This window comes from Paenibacillus sp. 2TAB23 (assembly GCF_052115165.1).
Taxonomy (GTDB): Bacteria; Bacillota; Bacilli; order Paenibacillales; family Paenibacillaceae; genus Pristimantibacillus.
This window is the reverse complement of record NZ_JBFRGD010000018.1, coordinates 59,444-78,881: the sequence shown is the minus strand read 5'-3', so window position 1 is coordinate 78,881 and position 19,438 is coordinate 59,444. Positions and strand designations below refer to the sequence as shown.

The 19,438-nt window shown below is 42.7% G+C and carries 17 protein-coding genes; 1 reads left to right on the top strand and 16 read right to left on the bottom strand.

Translation table 11 applies throughout. The annotated features are described in order from the left end of the window. Positions 1-7: 7 nt before the first annotated feature. The 3 genes from AB4Z29_RS22830 to AB4Z29_RS22820 form a co-directional block, all read right to left on the bottom strand. Positions 8-2,362: an FdhF/YdeP family oxidoreductase gene (locus AB4Z29_RS22830; RefSeq protein ID WP_441945286.1), complete on the bottom strand. Its 2,355-nt coding sequence runs from the start codon at positions 2,360-2,362 to the stop codon at positions 8-10. Positions 2,363-2,764: 402 nt separating this feature from the next. Further along, positions 2,765-3,253 (bottom strand): translation initiation factor IF-3, encoded by a 489-nt coding sequence (gene infC, locus AB4Z29_RS22825; protein ID WP_441945359.1) that lies wholly within the window; start codon positions 3,251-3,253, stop codon positions 2,765-2,767. A gap of 100 nt (positions 3,254-3,353) precedes the next feature. Beyond that, positions 3,354-4,736 (bottom strand): MATE family efflux transporter, encoded by a 1,383-nt coding sequence (locus tag AB4Z29_RS22820; protein ID WP_441945285.1) that lies wholly within the window; start codon positions 4,734-4,736, stop codon positions 3,354-3,356. Positions 4,737-4,896: 160 nt separating this feature from the next. Between AB4Z29_RS22820 and AB4Z29_RS22815 the strand changes: the two genes are divergently transcribed. Continuing rightward, a complete protein-coding gene (locus AB4Z29_RS22815) occupies positions 4,897-5,802 on the top strand; it encodes a helix-turn-helix transcriptional regulator (RefSeq protein WP_441945284.1) in 906 nt (301 codons plus the stop codon). Between the two features lie 132 nt (positions 5,803-5,934). Here the strand turns inward: AB4Z29_RS22815 and AB4Z29_RS22810 are convergent, their stop codons facing one another. From AB4Z29_RS22810 to AB4Z29_RS22750, 13 genes are all read right to left on the bottom strand, one after another. Next, positions 5,935-7,119 carry an acyltransferase family protein gene (locus tag AB4Z29_RS22810; RefSeq protein WP_441945283.1) on the bottom strand — a complete coding sequence of 395 codons (1,185 nt, stop codon included), beginning with the start codon at positions 7,117-7,119 and terminating at the stop codon, positions 5,935-5,937. Between the two features lie 91 nt (positions 7,120-7,210). Further along, on the bottom strand, positions 7,211-7,504 hold the full coding sequence (locus AB4Z29_RS22805; RefSeq protein WP_441945282.1) for a hypothetical protein: 294 nt from the start codon (positions 7,502-7,504) through the stop codon (positions 7,211-7,213). Positions 7,505-7,519: 15 nt separating this feature from the next. After that, positions 7,520-8,050, bottom strand: coding sequence for a VanZ family protein (locus AB4Z29_RS22800; RefSeq protein WP_441945281.1), 531 nt, complete (start codon positions 8,048-8,050; stop codon positions 7,520-7,522). A gap of 527 nt (positions 8,051-8,577) precedes the next feature. Then, entirely contained in the window at positions 8,578-8,880 is a 303-nt protein-coding gene (locus AB4Z29_RS22795; protein ID WP_441945280.1) for an aspartyl-phosphate phosphatase Spo0E family protein, read from the bottom strand. 306 nt (positions 8,881-9,186) lie between these two features. Next, entirely contained in the window at positions 9,187-10,143 is a 957-nt protein-coding gene (locus tag AB4Z29_RS22790; RefSeq protein ID WP_441945279.1) for a stalk domain-containing protein, read from the bottom strand. Positions 10,144-10,170: 27 nt separating this feature from the next. Then, the gene (locus tag AB4Z29_RS22785) at positions 10,171-10,893 is read right to left on the bottom strand and encodes a hypothetical protein (protein ID WP_441945278.1); all 723 of its coding nucleotides are present in this window, start codon (positions 10,891-10,893) and stop codon (positions 10,171-10,173) included. 178 nt (positions 10,894-11,071) lie between these two features. Beyond that, the gene (locus AB4Z29_RS22780) at positions 11,072-12,079 is read right to left on the bottom strand and encodes a GDP-mannose 4,6-dehydratase (RefSeq protein ID WP_441945277.1); all 1,008 of its coding nucleotides are present in this window, start codon (positions 12,077-12,079) and stop codon (positions 11,072-11,074) included. Positions 12,080-12,265: 186 nt separating this feature from the next. Next, complete coding sequence (wecB, locus tag AB4Z29_RS22775; RefSeq protein WP_441945358.1) at positions 12,266-13,375, bottom strand: non-hydrolyzing UDP-N-acetylglucosamine 2-epimerase; 1,110 nt, start codon at positions 13,373-13,375, stop codon at positions 12,266-12,268. 39 nt (positions 13,376-13,414) lie between these two features. After that, positions 13,415-14,518, bottom strand: coding sequence for a polysaccharide biosynthesis C-terminal domain-containing protein (locus tag AB4Z29_RS22770; protein ID WP_441945276.1), 1,104 nt, complete (start codon positions 14,516-14,518; stop codon positions 13,415-13,417). A gap of 1 nt (position 14,519) precedes the next feature. After that, complete coding sequence (locus AB4Z29_RS22765) at positions 14,520-15,542, bottom strand: polysaccharide biosynthesis protein (RefSeq protein WP_441945275.1); 1,023 nt, start codon at positions 15,540-15,542, stop codon at positions 14,520-14,522. A 248-nt stretch (positions 15,543-15,790) separates the two neighbouring features. Further along, positions 15,791-17,047, bottom strand: a complete 1,257-nt coding sequence (locus AB4Z29_RS22760) for a hypothetical protein (protein WP_441945274.1) — start codon at positions 17,045-17,047, stop codon at positions 15,791-15,793. Between the two features lie 104 nt (positions 17,048-17,151). Continuing rightward, positions 17,152-18,294 carry a hypothetical protein gene (locus AB4Z29_RS22755; protein WP_441945273.1) on the bottom strand — a complete coding sequence of 381 codons (1,143 nt, stop codon included), beginning with the start codon at positions 18,292-18,294 and terminating at the stop codon, positions 17,152-17,154. 125 nt (positions 18,295-18,419) lie between these two features. After that, a complete protein-coding gene (locus tag AB4Z29_RS22750) occupies positions 18,420-19,436 on the bottom strand; it encodes a hypothetical protein (protein ID WP_441945272.1) in 1,017 nt (338 codons plus the stop codon). Positions 19,437-19,438 lie beyond the last annotated feature (2 nt).

Below are 19,438 nucleotides of genomic sequence, written 5' to 3'. Positions count from 1 at the left end.
CATCGTCCTAACTTGGCGGCTCCATCTCAAGCTCTACGATCCGCTTCTCCATATATTTCGTATCCTTAAAAGCATGGTAAGTGTCCGCCCGTTCCACAATAACGGACGCATTGTATTCCGGGATGCCGGCAAGCGGCTCATACACGCCTTTGGCAAATAAGCCGTTGCCCTCCGGCCAATAAAGCTCAATGTTGCCTGCCGCTATATCCTCACGCTTCGCTCGTCCATGAAAGCTGCCGCTCCGATTATAGACGACAATTGCTTCGCCTTCCGATATCGCAAGCCTCGTTAAATCTTCTCCGTTCATTAATACGTCATAGCGGCCCGCCGCATTGAAGGCGTCCTTCTCTCCGTAAATCATGGAATTAAATTGCTTCCCGCGTCTCGTCGTCGCGTAGAAATGCCCCTCCGGTATGCGAAGCTCCGGGAGCGCAATCGGCAGCAGCTGGCCTCGTCCGTCTGCGGTTGGACAATATCCGCCCTCGCACAGCCATGCGCCTCCCCATTGAAACACATCGCCTTGCTTGCCCAGCTTCTGGATACCAGCATAGTCTGGTGCTGCCATGGCGATCTCCCTCCTAATGGCATGCGCATCACGAAACACCATGGCTTCTGCCCGCTCCGGGCGAATCCGCGCTGCCAACTCCGCGTATATTTGCCATTCCGCGCGCGCCTCCTCGATCCGGGGACCCGCGATCTCCGGCGAATAATAGACCATTCGTTCCGTCGATGTTGAAGTACCGCCTCCCGGCTGCTCATACCTTGTCATCGCGGGGAGAACGATGACCTCCTCCTCCGCATCCAGCAGCGTCGAGGTATTAAGCACAATATCCTGGTGTACGCGCATATCGACTGCTTCCAAGCAGCGTCTTACGAACTGCGGATCGGGCATCGTCTCGACAAAATTACCGCCTGACGTATAAAACAGCTTCAGCTTTCGTTCATGGCGCTCCGGCAGCATGGCGTTCTCCAGCGACACGCCCACGATATCGCCCTGCCATTCAGGAAGCTTAAAGGCCCAGAGCTTCTCAATCCGCTTAATATCCCCGCCTTTGAATTCGCCGCCCGGCAGACTGAATGGGTCGGCTCCCATTTCTCCCGAACCCTGCACGCCGCTATGGCCGCGAATCGGCATCAGCCCGCAATGCTCTCGACCAAGGAAGCCTCGCAGCAGCGCAAGATTCGCCACCTGCGATATATTGTCCGATCCGAAGCGATGCTGCGTCAGCCCCATGCTCCAGACGAAGACCGCTGAGCTCGCTTCTGCCAGCAGCACGGCGAACTCCCGCATCCTTGAGCGCGTCAGCCCGGAAGATTGCTCCAGCAGCTCCCAATCCTGGTTCCGAACATGTGACTGAAGCTCCTCATACCCATTCGTATGTGCGTTCACGAAAGCATGATCAATTGCCGCCCCCGGCTGCTCCTCCTCCATTTCGAACCAGCTCTTCATAACGCCATGCATAAATGCGATGTCTCCGCCGATGTTCACCTGATAGAAATCGTCAGCCAGCTTCGTACCGAACAGCGCCGACTCCGGTATCGATGGAATCCAGTACCCCTCCATTGCCGGCTCGCGGTAGGGGTTGATGACGATAATTCTCGTCCCCTTGCGCTTTGCCGCATACATGTATTTCGTCGACACCGGCTGATTATTCGCGGCGACGCTGCCCCAGAACACCAGGATGTCGGTACCAATCCAATCCTTGTAATTGCAGGTAGATGCCCCAACGCCTAGGGAGCGTTTCATAGCCGTCTTCGAAGGCGAATGGCAGATCCGTGACGCATTATCGATATTATTCGTACCGATGAGTCTAGCCGCCTTCGCCGCCACATAATAGGATTCATTCGTAATGCCTCTGGCGGTTAAATAGAAGGCCAGCTGCTTCGGATCGATTGCCCGCGCTTTCACCGCGATGCGCCGCAATGCCTCATCCCACGAAATTCTGCGAAAGCTGCGTTCTCCCTTGCTGCGAATGAGCGGGTACGGCAGCCTCCCAAGCTTGCGCAGCTGAGTACTATCCAGCTTGCGCAGCTCGTCAATGTCCGCGTGCAGCATAGACGGCTTGATTGCTGGCATCGTGTTCAGGCGCAGCACGTTGAGCCTTGTCGTGCATACATGCGGTCCTTCCAGCGTCTGGTCATACAAGCCGGATACGCCAAGCGCGCAGCCGTCGCAGACGCCCTGCGTTAGTATGCGGTAGGCATACGGCAAGCTGTCCCGGTTATCCCAGGCCACCTTCAACGTATCCTTTATATGATGCGGCTTAATGCGGCCAAGCCCGAAGGGCGCCTTGCTTACCCATAGCTTCGGATCCGGCAGTCTTGGCAGCTTGATTGGTCCTGTATGTATCGTCTTCTTCAATCGACAACCTCCCTGATCAGCATCATGAAATACCTTAATGTATGGATACGATTCATTCGGTTATGCCAGCCTTTCAAAGAAAGCGCATACAAAAATAGCGATTACTGAAAATCATACGTGATAACTGTTACCTAATAACATACGACATATATGTTGCTGGGAATCATATCAGCTTTGCCTTACTAGATTATCTACGAAATATGCATGACTCCGTAGTCATCCATTCTTGCTGCTCTCCGCCACATCCTTGAACTCTTCGCCACATCTTTTGCTGCTCTCCGCCACATCTTTGAACTCTTCGCCGCTGCAGGCTGCAATACCTTTCGATTGTGTTCATGAACTGCGCAGAATGAGAGAATAGAACTATGGATTAGCTCCATTCCCCCTAGACCAGCTACTTGGCTACAATGGCAATACTTGCACAGCAGCTTGCTTGCCGCTCACCTGGATGCCAGACTGCTTCTTGCCGTTCTCCGCCAAATCCTTCACCATGCGCTCCAGCAGCTCCTTCGCCTTCGGACCTTCCTTGCCCTGAATGCGCACCACTAGCTGGACGCCATTGCCGGAGCCGAGCAGCTTCGCTGCCTGACGAAGCTTCGTATCATAATCATGCTCTTCGATATGCGGGGTCAAACGCAGCTCTTTCACCTTGGCAGGCTGCTCCATCGCCTTCGCGCCGCGTTTTTCTTGCCCCGCCTGCTGCTTGGCTTGTCCCTTCGCTACCAGCTTGCACGGAGGCGGGCTGCTCATAAGCGAGGTGCATACGAGATCCACCTTAAGCTCCCGCGCCTTCGCGAGCGCCTCATCGCGTGTTACAATGCCAAGATCCTCGCCGCGCAAGCCCGTTAGATGGACCTCGGAGGCACGTATTTTTTCATTCATAATGACCATGGATGCCATACCCGCTACACTCTCCCTTACTGTAAATATGAAAAACAGCAGCCTTCACTATCGAAGCCGCCGTTTTCTTTTCTTCTATTATACGCTTTTCTTACGCTTCCAGCGCGGTTTGTTTCCTCAGCGCCGTTGCAGCAATCTCCTGCGACTCGGCTTTGCGAAGAAATTTCTTGCCTCGCCAGCGAAGCAGCGACAAGGTGCCGCGGATGTATTCATCCAGGATCATGCAAGCATAAATGCCGATCAAGCCCCAGCCAAGCTCGATACCTACGTAATAAGCAAGAGCCGTCGCCACCAGCCACATCGAGAAAACGGAGGTCCACATCGTATAGCGCGTATCCCCGACCGCGTTCAACGCATTCCCGAGCGCCATATTAATCATTTTGCCCGGCTGCAGCAGCAGGTTCATACCCAGCAGCGAGACGCCGAGCGCCACGATCTCCTTACTGTCAGTGAACAAGGCAAGCAGCTGCTTGCCGAACAGGAAGATGAGGAATGCATTGACCGTCACGACACCGAGACCGATCCACATCGCCCGGAAAGCGAGACCGTAAGCCTCCTTCACCCTTCCCGCACCGAATAAATGGGCAATCTGGATTTGTACCGCAAGCGCAATCGAATAGCCGAGCATAAAACAGAACGATTCGAGTGTATTCATATACGTTCGTGCTGCCAGCTCATTCGAGCCCAGCATCGCCAGAAACGTGAAGATCAGCAGCTGCGTGAACACCCAGCAGGACATATTGACGCCAAGAGGCCAGCCAATACGGATAATGTCACCGAACAGCTTGCGGTTGAACAGCGAAAAGTCACGCAAGCTGATCGTCCTCTCAAACGAGCTGAGGAACATGATAAACAGTACGATGGTAGCCAGCAATCGGCAGAGCACAGTGGAGACGGCTACGCCCATCAGCCCCCATTTCGGGAAACCGAAAGCGCCGAAGATGAATGCATAGTTGAAAAATACATGGACCACATTCATCCCGATTGCCGTGTACATCGGTCCTTTCGTATTGCCCGTATTCCGAATCGACGTGCTGAGCGCCGACATGACGGCAATGAGAACCATACCGCCGCCAACGATAGAAATATACGTCTCCGCAAGCGGGATCAAATGCTCCGGAAGCTGGAGTATTGCGGCGATTTCCCCTGGAATCAAATAAAGCAGAACGCTGAGCCCAATACCTATAATCGCACTTACCGTTACGGCCATGATAGCGATCGTACGCGCATCCTCGCCATTGCGGGAGCCTATCTTCTGGGCGATAAGGATGCCTGCACCGCTTGCTACAGTAATAAACAAAGTCGTAAGCGCTTGGAACAGCTGGTTGGAGAAGCCGACTACAGCAACCGCATCGTCGCTGATACGGCTTACCATAAGCGTATCCGCGGCCCCTAATAAAAATTGCAAAAACAGCTCGATAAATATCGGCCATGCCAGCATCCAAAGCGAGAATTTTTTATCCGTCAAAGCCATTATGCTTTCCTCCTGCACGAGCTCCCTGCCGGGAGCCGAATCCGTTGTCAATTGATCATTCGTCATTTCAAATTATAGATGCTATACTGAGCCTGATGTATCACTTTTACAACCGAAACTATAACGATTCCAACTTCGAAATAGGGGAGCCAGCAAACCAGTGCCTATTATTCATATGACCATCCCGCCGCTCCCGCATTACATCATCGGCGGGTACACCCTTGCACCCGCAGGGCGCAAGCATCCCAGCAGACGCAATATCGAAGTGTTCGACCTGCTGGTTGTCACGCGAGGCTGCCTCTATATCGGAGAAGAAGAGCAGCACTACGAAGTGAGCGGCGGCCATGCTCTGATCCTGCGTCCTGACGCTTATCATTACGCTACGCGTGCCTGCCAAGAGCAAACCTCTTATTACTGGATTCATTTCCAGACGACCGGTCAATGGGGGATGTCAGAGGAAGCCATAGCGGAGGAACGGATCGTAGGAACAAATGAGCTGATCGAAAAAGCGAAGGAGCGCATGCTTTCCTCTAGTTTTTATACGACGCAAACCTTCACGAAGCAGCTGCCGCAATTCACTAAGCTGCTTCAGCCCTCCAAGATGGAGAGTCTCCTCAACCAGCTGGTGCAGCTTAATATGAATGACCATATTCCGAGCGTCAAGTGGAAGCAGCAGCTTGCATTCCAAGAGGTCATCGAGCATTTGTCCGCGTCCATGGAAACGCAGGGCCCGACGCCCTCCGCCTTATGCGCGGAGCAAGCCGCCTCCTACTTGCGGGAGCATTACCGCGATAACATAACCGCCCAGGAGCTGGGCGAGAGCATCAACTTCCATCCCGTCTATATTGCAAGATGCATGCAGAAGGAATTCGGCTGCGCCCCATTCGATTATTTGATGCGCTTTCGCATTGAACGAGCGAAGCTGCTGCTGCTCCAAACCGACCTGGCTGTTGCCCGTATCGGCGAGGAGGTCGGCTTCAACCATGCAGCCTACTTTGCCTCTTGCTTCGCCAAGTACGAGGGTATTTCTCCGCGCAAATACCGGCAGCGCTTCTCGCATGGATAACAAAAGGGATGCACCCGCATCATGCATGCAGTCGCATCCCTTTATTGCTTAGGCTCTAGCTTCATATTCGAGCTAACGCAGCTCCGACTGATGCTGCTCGTTGTCAACATGCATGGTCATTTGCTTGCTACCTTACACGGTTGTCGGAGCACCTTCAACGTGGCTCACTGTTCCAACAGCCGGTTTCTTGCCCCAATTGGTTAGCCGCTTTCCTAACCGAATCGAAGGCAGCTCGACAAAATAATAGCTCATCGCTCCCGCTCCGAACGAAACCACAAAAGCAATGACGACAATTATTGGCGTGTCTATCTTGCCATCCAGCAGATGTACGAGTGAGAGCAGCACGATCATATGATATAGATAAAGGCTGTACGATATTTTGCCCAAAAACAGCAGCGGCCTTCGCTGCAGCTGCCGCGACAAGCGAACAGAGGAAATCGCGGCTACGATGAAGATCGAAGCCCCAATCGCTGTCATCCAATCACCGCGATGCGGCATGAACATATCGTGAAAGTCCTCGCCGTAGCCGATCCATTTGAATGAATAGCAGCATAGCCCTATCACGAGCAGCAGCGACATCCACCATCCATTCAACCGCGAGAACAGCTTCTTCAGCTCTCCCTGGTACTTTGCTAGTAAAGCACCTGCAATAAAAAAGGAAGCATAGTGCAGCGAGACAACGAAGTTTGTCATATAACGCGTCTCGAGGCTGGCTAGCAAAATTTCGGCCCCGTAAGATAAGAGCAGCGCCAGCGGAAGTCCAAGCTTCCAGCCGCCTTTGACGATAGCAAACATAATGAACGGAAATAATAGCGAGATTCGCATTTCATGTACGAGTGTCCATAGAATCGGATCGTACCGCGTCGTATTATAGTTGCCTACGAAGAGCAAGTGATGAATAAATGAGGACCAGTTCGGCGGGATGACCCAAAGGTTGTTGTAATAGCTTGTCAAATCGGTCAGCTTCGACACGTACACGGCTTCCCTCATCGCAATCGCGATAAGCAGCGCAATGACAAACGGGATATAGATACGACAAATCCGCTTAATCACATACTTCGTGTAGGTCTGTTGACGATTGCTGAAGAATGGCAGCGAAAGCACGAAGCCGCTTAACAGAAAGAACATAATGACAGCTTCGTGGCCGCCCCAAATCGCATGCAAGGGGGTGTATTTCAACAGGTTCAACGGGTAGTCCAGCAGCCCTAGCCCTGATGTGTTCTGCACAATAGGCGTGAACACCATTAAGAAATGTCCAATCATCACGGCCAGTGCCGCGAGCCCTCTAAGTGAATCCAATTGTTCATAGCGCTGCACGCTGCGATTCCTCCACATTTACCGAATCTTTATAATGACCAAAAACAATTATAAGGGATAGCAGGGCGCTTTGTCCGCAACTATTTCATCGCTATAAACCTAGTTGTGAAAGGCTGATAGGATGACCGTCTGCCGAGCCCAATCCCCCTCTTAAACAATGCTCATTCCACCCCCAAAAAAAGAGCCGCCGCCCAGCTGCATAAACAGCTTGAACGGCAGCTCTATGTGCCTGCGCTTGGGTTATGGCCGCTGCATGCTTCAGCATGCACGGAACAGCAGATTTACGTACCTGCGCTTGGTTAATGATCGCCGCATGCTTCAGCACGCACGGTACAGCAGATCTACGTACCTGCGCTTGGTTAATGATCGCCGCATGCTTCAGCATGCACGGATAGACTGGTCAGCGAGATCTGGACCGCCCTCTTCTCCTCCATAGCTTAACGATTCCTAGTAAGCCTATGCAGACCAACAAGCCCGCGCAGCCGCCCATAAAGTCAAGCACGACGTCTGTCGCATTGCCCGTTCTCTCATCAGAGCCTAGTTGATTCCACTCATCCAGAGCTGGAATGGCTACTGCTGCTAGAAGTGTGAGCAGAATGGATACCCATACACGTCCGCGCATCAACGTACGCAAAAACATGAACAGCAATGCCGAGAACGTTGCATACACGAACAAATGCGCACCCTTGCGGAACAGAAACTCAATAAATCGATATGGATTCACGTGTGAATTAATAACACTCGTTCGGTAATGAATCGTGATGTCCGGCAGCCATCTCATAAGCTGGTGATAATTAAAATGGCTTCTTAAAAAAGGCTGGATACTCTGCTCCTCATAGGTTTGCGATGAGAAAACAAACAGCATGCCTAGCCATCCCGCCATTACGATTCCCCAGAGCGCAACCGCTCCCCATCTACTAGTTTTATTCAAACAGCTCGCACCTCCTGCATTGCAAATTCCTCTTTCTATCATACTGGAAAAAATACATACAAACAAAATACTAGGGTGAGTGAGGCAACAGCAGCATACAAAAAAAACGGACACTTGCCTAAGGCAGATGACCGTTTAAGATAGAGTCAAATAATTTGATAGCAAATCCTACTCAAAATTACTTATTTTATAAATACAGTATAAAAGTCCTATAATATTGTAGTCAATATGTCTAAAGTTTGGTATTATAACAAAAAGAAGTGAAGCGAGGCGATTCTAATATCCAGCTATTTAATGTTTACCGAGCTATCCACTCCATTAAAAGTTCTCGGCATACGGCTATTTAAAGATGAGAATGGTCATTTTTGGTACAAATTTAAAGCGAACAAGCGTAGACGTTTTTTCAAATAATCAATATATTTTATGAATAGGAAATGTAAGCGAATTCTTATCTTTAGTTGTACATACGTTGTTACGAGACTAGAAGAATAGCAGTCAGTCAACCAGTCATTTTAGGATGAGTAAAGTCAAGAATTCACCATATAATCCGTATATGCACAATACATTTCACTCCCGCACTCCCGTTCATAACGAACACAATCATAACAATTAAGAATTCGATCCAGTGCTTGACTAGCCCCCAATACTTCGTCAGATTGGTAGGATTGGTTCATTAACAACTTATCGACCATTTCCTGCCGCAGCCGTTCAATTGCTTGTTCCAGCTTTGCTTTATCATGAAGTTGATTAATCGTACTGCACCCCTCCCAGAGGAAGCGTATTATTCTCGATATCGATGAATATCTCCTCGGCAAACCATTTACCCACATTTACATAGCCTGGTTCAGAACAGCAATACCATTAAGCATGCCCTTCGGCCCTCTTGGTTCCCACCTATGTATGTTTTTGGAATAGTTCTTAATGCTAGTGTAAAGCATATTTTAGTACTATGGTAGGGGTTATTCATAAATCGAGCATTTTTTTTACATTTTCTTCACAATCGGGTCCACGGCAGCTATCTATCCATTAGCGATATAACCCTAACAACAATAGACCGTAATGAAGTTTTAGGCTTCAGTACGGTCTATTGATGTAGCACGGGTATTTGATCCTGCACTCATTGTTTAAAATACGTTCTAACCCATGTTCTCCGCTATCTTTCTTCCCGCCTCAAGCTCTTTATTGAAAGCGGTACGATATGTTGCAATAATATCTGTGCTGTACCCATTTCCCACAAGCTTCGCAGACGTATCTGTCATAATCGATTCAAATCTCGAGGAGCAATTATTAACCTCTTGAAGTCCTTTTTCCTTGATCTTAGGTTGATCCGCTGCGCTCGCCGCCAAATATTGCATGCCGATGTCCATCAGCGTCGCCTGACAGCTGTTCTTAAGTGAAGCAAGCTGCGATTCTGCACTAGCAGTTATCTGCTCATAGGAAGGCTTCACTGGTTCGCCAGTTCCTCCTGAATTACCACCAGTACCGCCTGAATTTCCGGAACCGCCCGTGCTGCCGCCGTTGCCGGGCAGTATGATTCCCCCGCCCCCCTGTTCAGCCCGATAAGCAGCTGACTCGCCGCTAACGGTTTTTGTAGTCGGATCATAACCGATCTGAGTACCTGCGGATTCTGACAAGAATCGAATTGGTGCATAGATCGAGCCTTTGTACCCATAGAGCGTTTGTCCGGTCGGTAGAACTACCGTCTTTCCATCAAATACAAGCTTAGCCTGTACTGGCTGGATCGTAATTTCAATGCTTGTTTGGGGCTTTTGCGTGCCTGAAGCTGCCGTCTGAAGGTGCTTTTTCAACGCTGCAAGCTCCTTCTCTGTTGGCTCTGAGACGGAAGCCGTCGCACCATCCCAATTCACAGTCTTTTGGAGTGCATAGGAGATATAGCGGATAGGTACATAGGCACGTCCCTCATGAATAAAAGCATATTGCCCTTCCGGGAGCGTTAACGGTTTTCCATCAAACTTCAATTGGACCGGTTGTGTCTTGGTCTTGATTACTGTTGCTGCAGATGCAGAAGCCGTCCATATAGAAGAAAGCATCATCATAGCTAAAAATACAGATAGTACAGGTGACTTTTTCATAAATCCTCCTTGAAATCGTAGAGCTGATTACTTAATCGAGTCTGCAATAACAGCCAGTGCATCGGCTCTGGCCTGGGCCTTCGCACTCTCGTATTGTGAGCTCCAATCTGGGAAGGCTTGATCCCCTAGGTCGGCGGCCTTATACTCGCTCTTCGCATTGCTCATTAATTCATTAAACTTGGCATCACAATCTGCCTCCGCAGAAAAAACCTTATTCAGATATTTGCTCTGAATATCTGCAAGCGTAGCATCCTTATTACTGCTCAATTCACCTGCGATCTGCTTCACTAGACTATTGCTTGTTGCTTGGCAAGAAGATTTCAGACTACCCAGCTTGGCCGTAACCGAAGCATCAATCTTCTTCTTATCCCGGGACTTTTCTTCCAAATTGGTAGATTCACCCTTGGAATTATCGTCCTTCTCTACGTTATCAGACGTTGGTCCTGGTGTCAAAGTTGCAGATGGGGTTGGAGCAATATTCTCGGGTTGAGTAGATGGGCCTATCTCTGGAGTTTGCGTTGGCTCATTATTCATAGTCGCTTCTGGTTGGTCAGCGGGAGAGGATATGGGAGACGATAATGGAGATGGGGAAACGACTCCTGTATTTCCCTCAGCCGTTTCATCCAACTGCCCATTCAGCTCTTCTACCTTATTCAGCTTGGAAAACAAGCTCATGCTTCCATATATAACGATTCCAATAATAATGAGTGCGCCTGCTAAAATAAAAAGGTACTTTATTCGATTTTTCATAGTTTTGGTTTCATAAGGTCGATTGCACGAGCAAGAGCCACCTACGATTCTCCTTTATAGAATAGGATAAAAAACAAGCTGACGCCTATACGAATACGGCGTCAGCTTTCATTTATGACGTTTTCGACTGAGTAAAGGTTTCGCCAGTCCCCATAAACTAGCTATGAAGGGAGAATAATCATCTAGTTGTGGGTTCTTCAATAGTTGAAGATTGATACCATTCCACAAACTTACTAATTCCATCTTCAAAATGCCAAGAAGGATTGTAGCCTAAAATATTCTTTGCCTTACTTACATCAGCATAAGTACGATTTACATCCCCAGGCTGCATAGGCATTTTATTGATAACAGCTTTTTTCCCGAGCGTATTCTCAATAGCCTCCACCATTCTTCTGAGACTAATGGTATTGGACTCACCCAGATTAAAGACCTCGAATTTCCTCTCGCCTTCCTTAACCCATTCAACAGCCTTAGTCACGCCATCAATAATGTCTTCAATATAGGTATAATCTCTTTCAGAAGAACCATCTCCGTAGTAAGGAATAGCCTCACCTTCAGAGATTAATTTGGTAAACTTATGTATAGCGAGATCCGGACGCTGTCTGGGTCCATAAACAGTGAAGAACCTCAAGCAAGCCATATTAATATTATATAGACTATGGTAGGTGTGACATAGAAGTTCTCCTGCTTTTTTCGTTGCAGCATACGGAGAAATCGGAAAATCGACAACGTCATCCTCTGAAAATGGAACCTTATCATTATTACCATAAACGGATGATGATGAAGCAAATACAAAGCTCTTAATATTGTGTATTTTACTCATTTCTAAAAGGTTTACAGTTCCATTAATATTAACATCCGTATACAATACCGGATCTTGAATAGATGGCCTTACCCCTGCAGAGGCAGCTAGGTGAATAATCGTATCCACCTGATTTTCATTGAAAATACGATTTAAAAATTCAGCATTTCGCAAGTCGCCTTCTTCTACTTTATAGGAATCTCGGGCCAGATTTAATTTATCAACTAAATCTTGTGTTTCCTCTACATTGTTTCTTTTAATTACTGGATCATAATAGTCATTGAAACTATCAATATTAATAACCTTATGCCCTTTTTGCAGTAAAGCATCGCAAAGATGGGAACCAATAAAACCAGCTCCTCCAGTTACTACAATAGTGCTCAATATCCTTTCACTCCTCAACGGCTCTAAGTGCTTATTCAATCAACATGCTACCATTTGAATAACAATTCATGAATTAATCCACTGTACTAACTACTATTCTCTAATTAAAAATAATAGTAATATCAGAAATTTTATTAAATATTACTAATTTATTAGAATTCGAGAATTCACTCTATAAGTTACTGTCTATTTCTTGCCCCAGACTGTAAGGTTCACTATTTTCGTATAACTTTGTATTATTTTAATAACCTTCGCTGAGACATTTGTATCTAAATAATCGTCAGGAAGAACAGCACCTTCGTCATTTTCATACATTGCAATAGCAAGTTCAACCGCCTGTTCAACATCATTACCATCTATCCCACCTATAACAACTGTACCTTTGTCAAGCACCTCCGGTCGCTCTGTCGATGTTCGAATAAGAACGCCTGGAAAACCTAGTAGCGCGCTCTCTTCTGATAATGTTCCACTATCTGAAAGAACACAAAACGCATTCTTTTGTAAATGATTATAATCAATAAACCCAAAAGGACTCATGGTTTGTACAAGAGGATGAAATTCAAATTCACGCTGCTCAATAACCTTCTTGCTTCTTGGATGCATGGAGTAGATTATTGGCATCTGATACTTCTCAGCAATTTTATTTATAGACTGCATTAACGAAAGAAAGTTATCTTCCAAATCAATATTCTCTTCTCGATGCGCTGATAGTAAAATATACTTGTTCTTTTCTACATTAAGTCTTTTCAAGACATCTGAAGCATCTATTTTCTCTTTGTGGTCACGAAGGACTTGCCCCATAGGGGATCCTATTACAAATATCGTCTTTCCATCGATCCCTTCAGATAATAGATAACGTCTACTATGCTCTGTATATGGAAGATTTATATCAGCAATATGATCTACGATTTTTCTATTTATCATTTCAGATACATTCCAGTCCCAGCACCGATTGCCGGCTTCCATGTGAAAGATAGGAATTTTCAGTCTTTTCGCTGATATCGCTGCAAGAGCCGAGTTCGTGTCACCAAGGATGAGGAGCGCATCAGGTCTTTCGCTTTCAAGAACTCCGTAGGACTTTGCTATAATATTCCCCATAGTTTCGCCTAAATCTTTTCCTACACTATCTAAATAGTAATTCGGTGCACGCAATCCTAAATCCCTGAAGAAAACCTCATTTAAATTATAGTCCCAATTCTGTCCAGTATGAACGAATACATGATTAAAATACTTATCACAAGCCTTAATACATGCTGATAGTCTAATAATTTCTGGCCTTGTCCCAATAATAGTCATGACCTTTAATTTATTTCTTCCACCCCTATTTTCCAAGTTCTATACCTCCTCAAAGTACGTGTCTGGTTTATCAGGGTTGAAGCACTCATTTACCCACATAAATGTAACCATATCTGTATTACCTATATTTTCTATGTTATGCGTATATCCTACGGGAATATCCACAACCTCCAACTTTTCGCTATTTACATAATATTCTATTATCTCTTCTTCATTTACTTTGCGAAAGCGAATTACCCCTGATCCACTCACTACTAGGAATTTTTCATTTTTACTGTGATGCCAATGATTCCCCTTTGTAATCCCAGGTTTAGAAATATTTACGGAAAACTGGCCTCTCTCAGCAGTACGAAGAATCTCTGTAAAACTACCCCTATCATCAATATTCATTTTAAGCGGGTAACTAAATAAATCTTTGGGAAGAAAACTTAAATATGTACTGTAAAGATTCTTCTCCAGTTGATCTGACATATCCCCTATGGATAAATTAGTTCTACTCTCTTTAAAACTCTGTATCGTTGCAGCTAATTGTCCAATTTTAATACCATTTGTTACAGGTACAATACAATAACCCTCCTTCATAGTCGGATTACCATTGAGTGCTTTTAAGAATTCTTCTATTACATCATCAATATAACAAAGATTTAAATCTAAATCTTGATTATTAACTTGAATTGGAAGATTTCTCGAAATGTTATAACAAAAGGTAGCTACTACTGTATTATAGTTAGGCCTACTCCATTTTCCGTAAATATTTGTTAAACGATAGATATATACTGGCGCACCAGTGTTCTGACCATATTTAGATAGTGTACGTTCAGCCAGCTTCTTACTTTGTCCGTAGGAATTGTCTCGTTCTACCTGAGTACTCGATGTGAATATAATTGGCACTTTTCTTCCCATTAAGCCATTGGTTAATTTTAAAGTATAGTCTGAATTTCCTTCAAAAAACTCTTCTTCATCCTTTGGTCTATTTACTCCTGCCAAATGGAAAATAAAATCACATTCTACTAAAAAAGTTGCTAACTCATCATCGGTAGTTTCATGCGTTGCCCTTAATAACTCGTATTCTTCAAACCTGTCAAGTGTTGCACACAAATTTTTACCTATAAAACCATTCGCCCCAGTAACTAAAACTTTCAATTTAATTCACCTCATTTGTCTGGAGTTCATTCCTGATGAAATCAAGTGATAACAATTTATCTTTTACTCCATCAACACTTAATCTTGTTGTATTATGCGAATTGTATTCATTCATTGTAGAGAGTGCCTCGTCTCCATTAATAAAATATTTATCATAATTCAAATCACGGTTATCAGCTGGTACTCTATAATAATTGCCCATATCTTCAGCTTTAAAATACTCTTCTTTAGTAAGAAGCGTTTCATATACCTTCTCACCATGACGAGTGCCAATAACTTTTATTTCTTGATCCGGTTTAAAGAGTTGTTTAATTCCTTCAGCTAAATCACCTACTGTGCTTGCGGGAGACTTTTGAACTATAATGTCTCCACTTTGTGCATGCTCGAATGCATATACTACTAATTCTACCGCTTCTTCTAAGCTCATGAGGAATCTAGTCATATCTGGATCAGTGACCGTCATTGGCTCCCCAGACTTGATTTGTTGTACAAATAAAGGAATAACAGATCCTCTAGACGCCATTACGTTTCCATAACGTGTAACACATATTGTAGTTTTCTCAGGAGATACCGTGCGAGACTTAGCCACAACGATCTTCTCCATCATAGCTTTTGATATACCCATAGCATTGATTGGATATGCTGCTTTGTCAGTCGATAGACAAATACATTTCTGAACCCTATAATCTATTGCTGCTGTTAGTACATTTTCTGTACCTAGAACGTTTGTTTTAACCGCCTCAATAGGGAAAAATTCACAACTTGGAACTTGTTTAAGAGCAGCTGCATGAAATACATAGTCAACCCCATGCATAGCATTTCTAACACTGGCCAAATCACGCACATCCCCTATGTAGAATTTGATTTTTTTATTCTGGTACAAGCGTCGCATGTCGTCTTGCTTCTTTTCGTCACGGGAAAAAATACGTATTTCTCTAATATCAGTATTTAAAAAACGGTCAAGCACAGCTCCGCCAAACGAGCCTGTACCACCTGTAATTAGTAGTACTTTATCTTTAAACATAATCTTCATACTCCTTTTTGTGTACAAAATACTTAAATAAATGTTGTGAATGAGGTTCAATTCGTAATTTTCATCATTCCACAATTAAAACACAATTAAAAACAATTAAAACACAATTAATATCTCGTGACATTTTAAAATCCTATAAAACTTTTAACATTAATCTAATATCTCTGGTCAATATACTAAACATATCTAAAATCATTCATTATATATGTTTATATCCAACACTTTAATTATTGTAGCGTCTACATGGTTTCCATTTGGTTCATTCGTCTTCTTAGTATTCTTTTAATAATAATTGGCTGCCCTATTGCAGCAGGCAACATGACTATGATGTTTACAATTATTATTCCTGACCAATTATCTACATAGTTTGAAATAATAACTGCTAGAGGTACTTTTATAACGGCAGCTAATATATTGAATATGATTTGACTCTTCAATTCCCCGATTCCGTTTGCAATGCATGTCACAGACAAGATAAATAGCATGATACTCACTATTAGTGCAAACAAAAGAGACGTCATAACACTTATCGTAATTGTTTCCTCACCAAGCCAGATATTCACAATGGGTTGCATAACCGCAATCAAACAAGCTACCCCTATCACTCCGCATAATGCTATATAGTTTAATAGTTTATACATCTTCCATATCCACATAAATCTCTTTTCAGCATATGCCTTTGTTATCGCTGACCACACAGGATTCGATATTAATGAGAATATAGTCACAAATAGAAAAAAAATCTTCTGATAAATTTGGTATTCTACAACATATTTCGAACCATATAACCAAGTTATTAATATATCATTTGTTGAAGTTATAATCATGAAAGCAATCTGTACCACAAAAAAACTTCCACCAAGTTTAACTATTTCATAAGCATATTTTTTAACATAATATTTATAATGAGGCCTTGAGTCTTTTAAAGATGTTGAAAAGATAATAATAGTGGCAATTAATAAAGGAATATTCACAGTCATCATATATACAGTTGAAAGATTTATTAAATTTTCTGAAACAACGCTAGCATTGAAACACAATACATAAATTAAAACTAACAAACTAGATAAAAGACTTAGAAAATTTGACAATGCCGTCTTTTGTAATGCATGTAAAATTGAGATTACTAACTTCAAAAAAAATTGTATCATAATACCTGTGAATATTAATCGTGTAGCTATAATCAATACTGAGTTAGATAACACATCTTCCGATATATTAAGTAGATAATTCCAATTACCAAGCCCTATTGCTACATTTCCCAAACATACAACAACTAATGAAATAATCCCTATAATTCCGTATGAAGAAGTTATATAAATTTTAGCTTTAGTATAATCATTATCAACAAGAGCTTTGATCAAATTATTTCGTAATCCATTTCCAATTCCAAGATCAAAAGTTAATATCCAAGACAACACTGAAAGTAATGTAAACCATAGACCTAAAACCTCATTATCAGGGAAATATCTGATGTATGCCGGAATCGTAAACAAGCTTACTAATATAGAAAGCCCCTTAACTACATAAGATCCTATAATATTATTAATGAGTTGTTTATTCCCAGAGAATCTACTGAAGTATTTTTTTAATAGTAAATTTATAATATCCCCACCTTTTTATGAAGGGACTCTTTAGTGGCTCGACTACCATAACCATCTTTTAAAAAATAAAACATAATACAATAAGTAGCTACTAAGGAAGTATGAGGTTCTTTATTGAGGATTAATAAACACACTATTAAGATAATAATTTTGCTTAAAATACTCTGATTTCTTAACTTCCAAATACCGAATACCCAAGCTAATGTGAATACTATACCCCCAATCCCAATACTCGCTAAATAATAAGTACTTGTCGAGGTTTGATAGATTCCAAACAACTCTCTTACTATGATATCTATCTTTCCAATACCTACGCCAAAAAAAGGGTTAGAAGCAAATATGTCTATATTCGCAATTGGGGAGGCTAATCTATTTTCATATGATCCTGATTGATTTAAAAACTTTCCAAACATCTTAGGACTCAGTTGAACTAAATATAATAATATACTATTCAAATTTATATAGGTAATCAAAGAACATATAATTAAAAATGAACCTATAATATAACTTTTTACGAATTTAGCATTCCTAGTCAAATGCAAAACAATTATGAAAGGTACTATAGCTATCCCTGCCGTTGACCTAGTACTTAAAAGGCCTATAAATAAAATTATTAGATTTACGTAATTAATCTTTTCGTTTTTAAATGAAATTTCAAAAATCATTGCAAAAATAATAAAACTTGCAAAAAGACCTGGCTCCCAGAAAACCCCTGTATTCCTTATTGTAGAATAAACAAAAACAAAAAAAACTAATCCATTATAATACGAAGCACCATTTACGTTATTCACTATAGGTAAGTTTATTGTGATATTAAAGTAGTTTACCCCTACATAAACCACTAACGAGATAATAACGATATACTTCATACATAATGTAAAATACTTAACAAAATCCTTAAAGCTAACTAATCTAACTACAAAAAATGAAAAAGTAACAATTAATAACATTTTCACATTACTAGTAACATAACCATTATTTATATTCGCAATAAATGAAAGCATAACTGTTATGATTAGCATTAAGTACCATATTGTATATATATCTACTTTTAAGAGTTTTTTGTATTTAAGCATCAGCATCCAGAAAGTTGGTAAAATTAACATATAAGCCCCAATACTCGTTTCTACAGTGGTCATTGCATATCCACTCGTATATATTATGATGAGACATAATATGAATACATTAAGTCGACTTATATTATTCTTTGTAGGCTCTATACTGTTTGTCGAAATAACCATCTGTTTCCTCCAGAATTACAATCTCACTTTGAACGGAATCCTTTTATTCTAGCCTTTATAGTTTTTGAAAAACTATCATATTTGTGTACTTTAAATAATGGTTTTAAAAGTCTAAAGATACTTGCACCAATCCTTATATTTAAAGGGTACAGTATGATATTTCCAACTTTTCTTTCATACACTTTATCTGCCATTACTATTTTGGGATGTTTGAGCGGTAGCTCGAGTGGGTGTGATTTCATTCCACAAAAACGTCTTGTCATAACATTTTTCATCGAGTTCCCACCATGTGTTGAATAATCGTCAACTCCAATGTTTTCTATCTGATTGTTTCGAGGTGAAATACCGTATACCCCGTTTATCCTTAATGTAAAAGCTATTTGAGAATCCCATGATGCAAGGTTTCTATGATTACGAAGTAAATAATGTGTTCTTTTAAATGCGTAAAGTTGCTGCTTGTATAAACTTTTATTTTCATATTGATCACATAGTCTTTTATTTAAAAGAGGATCGTATAGCATGTCCATCTCACCATCATACATTTCCTGAAATTTATTTGCCCACGAAGCCCAACCGCAGGGTAGTAAATGTTTAGTAAACACATAACTCGAATCGTCTTCCGGGCGATATTTTTCCAAATAATTCGTTCCACAAATCCACAATACACGATTATCTTCCTTATACTTTTCCAGCATTTCTTTGCAAAACGAAAAAAAAGTAACTTCTGGTAAATTATCATCTTCTAGAAAAATTGCTTGATTTTCTCTTGTAAATACCCATTTTGCGCCTAGTCCAATTCTGTCATAAACTCCTTTATTTGTTTCTGAGTAGTTTTTAATCACTTCACAATTCCAGGAAATACTCTCTTCTATGGTTTTTCTACAAAATAATATTTCCTCCTTTTCTGATTCATTCCTAGGACCATCCGAGATTAAATATAGCTTACTTGGTTTCACTTGTGCTAATCTCTCTATAATACGGACCACCGTGTCTAATCTTCTAAAAAAAAATAACACTACTGGTATGTCAAAATTAGTCATGC

What these genes read in the sequence shown, in the direction of transcription:
- AB4Z29_RS22790 (WP_441945279.1), bottom strand. Translation starts at nt 10,143, where the DNA reads ATGAAAAAGTCACCTGTACTATCTGTATTTTTAGCTATGATGATGCTT.
- AB4Z29_RS22785 (WP_441945278.1), bottom strand. Translation starts at nt 10,893, where the DNA reads ATGAAAAATCGAATAAAGTACCTTTTTATTTTAGCAGGCGCACTCATT.
- AB4Z29_RS22805 (WP_441945282.1), bottom strand. Translation starts at nt 7,504, where the DNA reads ATGCTGAAGCATGCGGCGATCATTAACCAAGCGCAGGTACGTAGATCT.
- AB4Z29_RS22795 (WP_441945280.1), bottom strand. Translation starts at nt 8,880, where the DNA reads ATGTGGGTAAATGGTTTGCCGAGGAGATATTCATCGATATCGAGAATA.
- wecB (WP_441945358.1), bottom strand. Translation starts at nt 13,375, where the DNA reads ATGACTATTATTGGGACAAGGCCAGAAATTATTAGACTATCAGCATGT.
- AB4Z29_RS22750 (WP_441945272.1), bottom strand. Translation starts at nt 19,436, where the DNA reads ATGACTAATTTTGACATACCAGTAGTGTTATTTTTTTTTAGAAGATTA.
- AB4Z29_RS22755 (WP_441945273.1), bottom strand. Translation starts at nt 18,294, where the DNA reads ATGACCACTGTAGAAACGAGTATTGGGGCTTATATGTTAATTTTACCA.
- AB4Z29_RS22820 (WP_441945285.1), bottom strand. Translation starts at nt 4,736, where the DNA reads ATGGCTTTGACGGATAAAAAATTCTCGCTTTGGATGCTGGCATGGCCG.
- AB4Z29_RS22765 (WP_441945275.1), bottom strand. Translation starts at nt 15,542, where the DNA reads ATGTTTAAAGATAAAGTACTACTAATTACAGGTGGTACAGGCTCGTTT.
- infC (WP_441945359.1), bottom strand. Translation starts at nt 3,253, where the DNA reads ATGGTCATTATGAATGAAAAAATACGTGCCTCCGAGGTCCATCTAACG.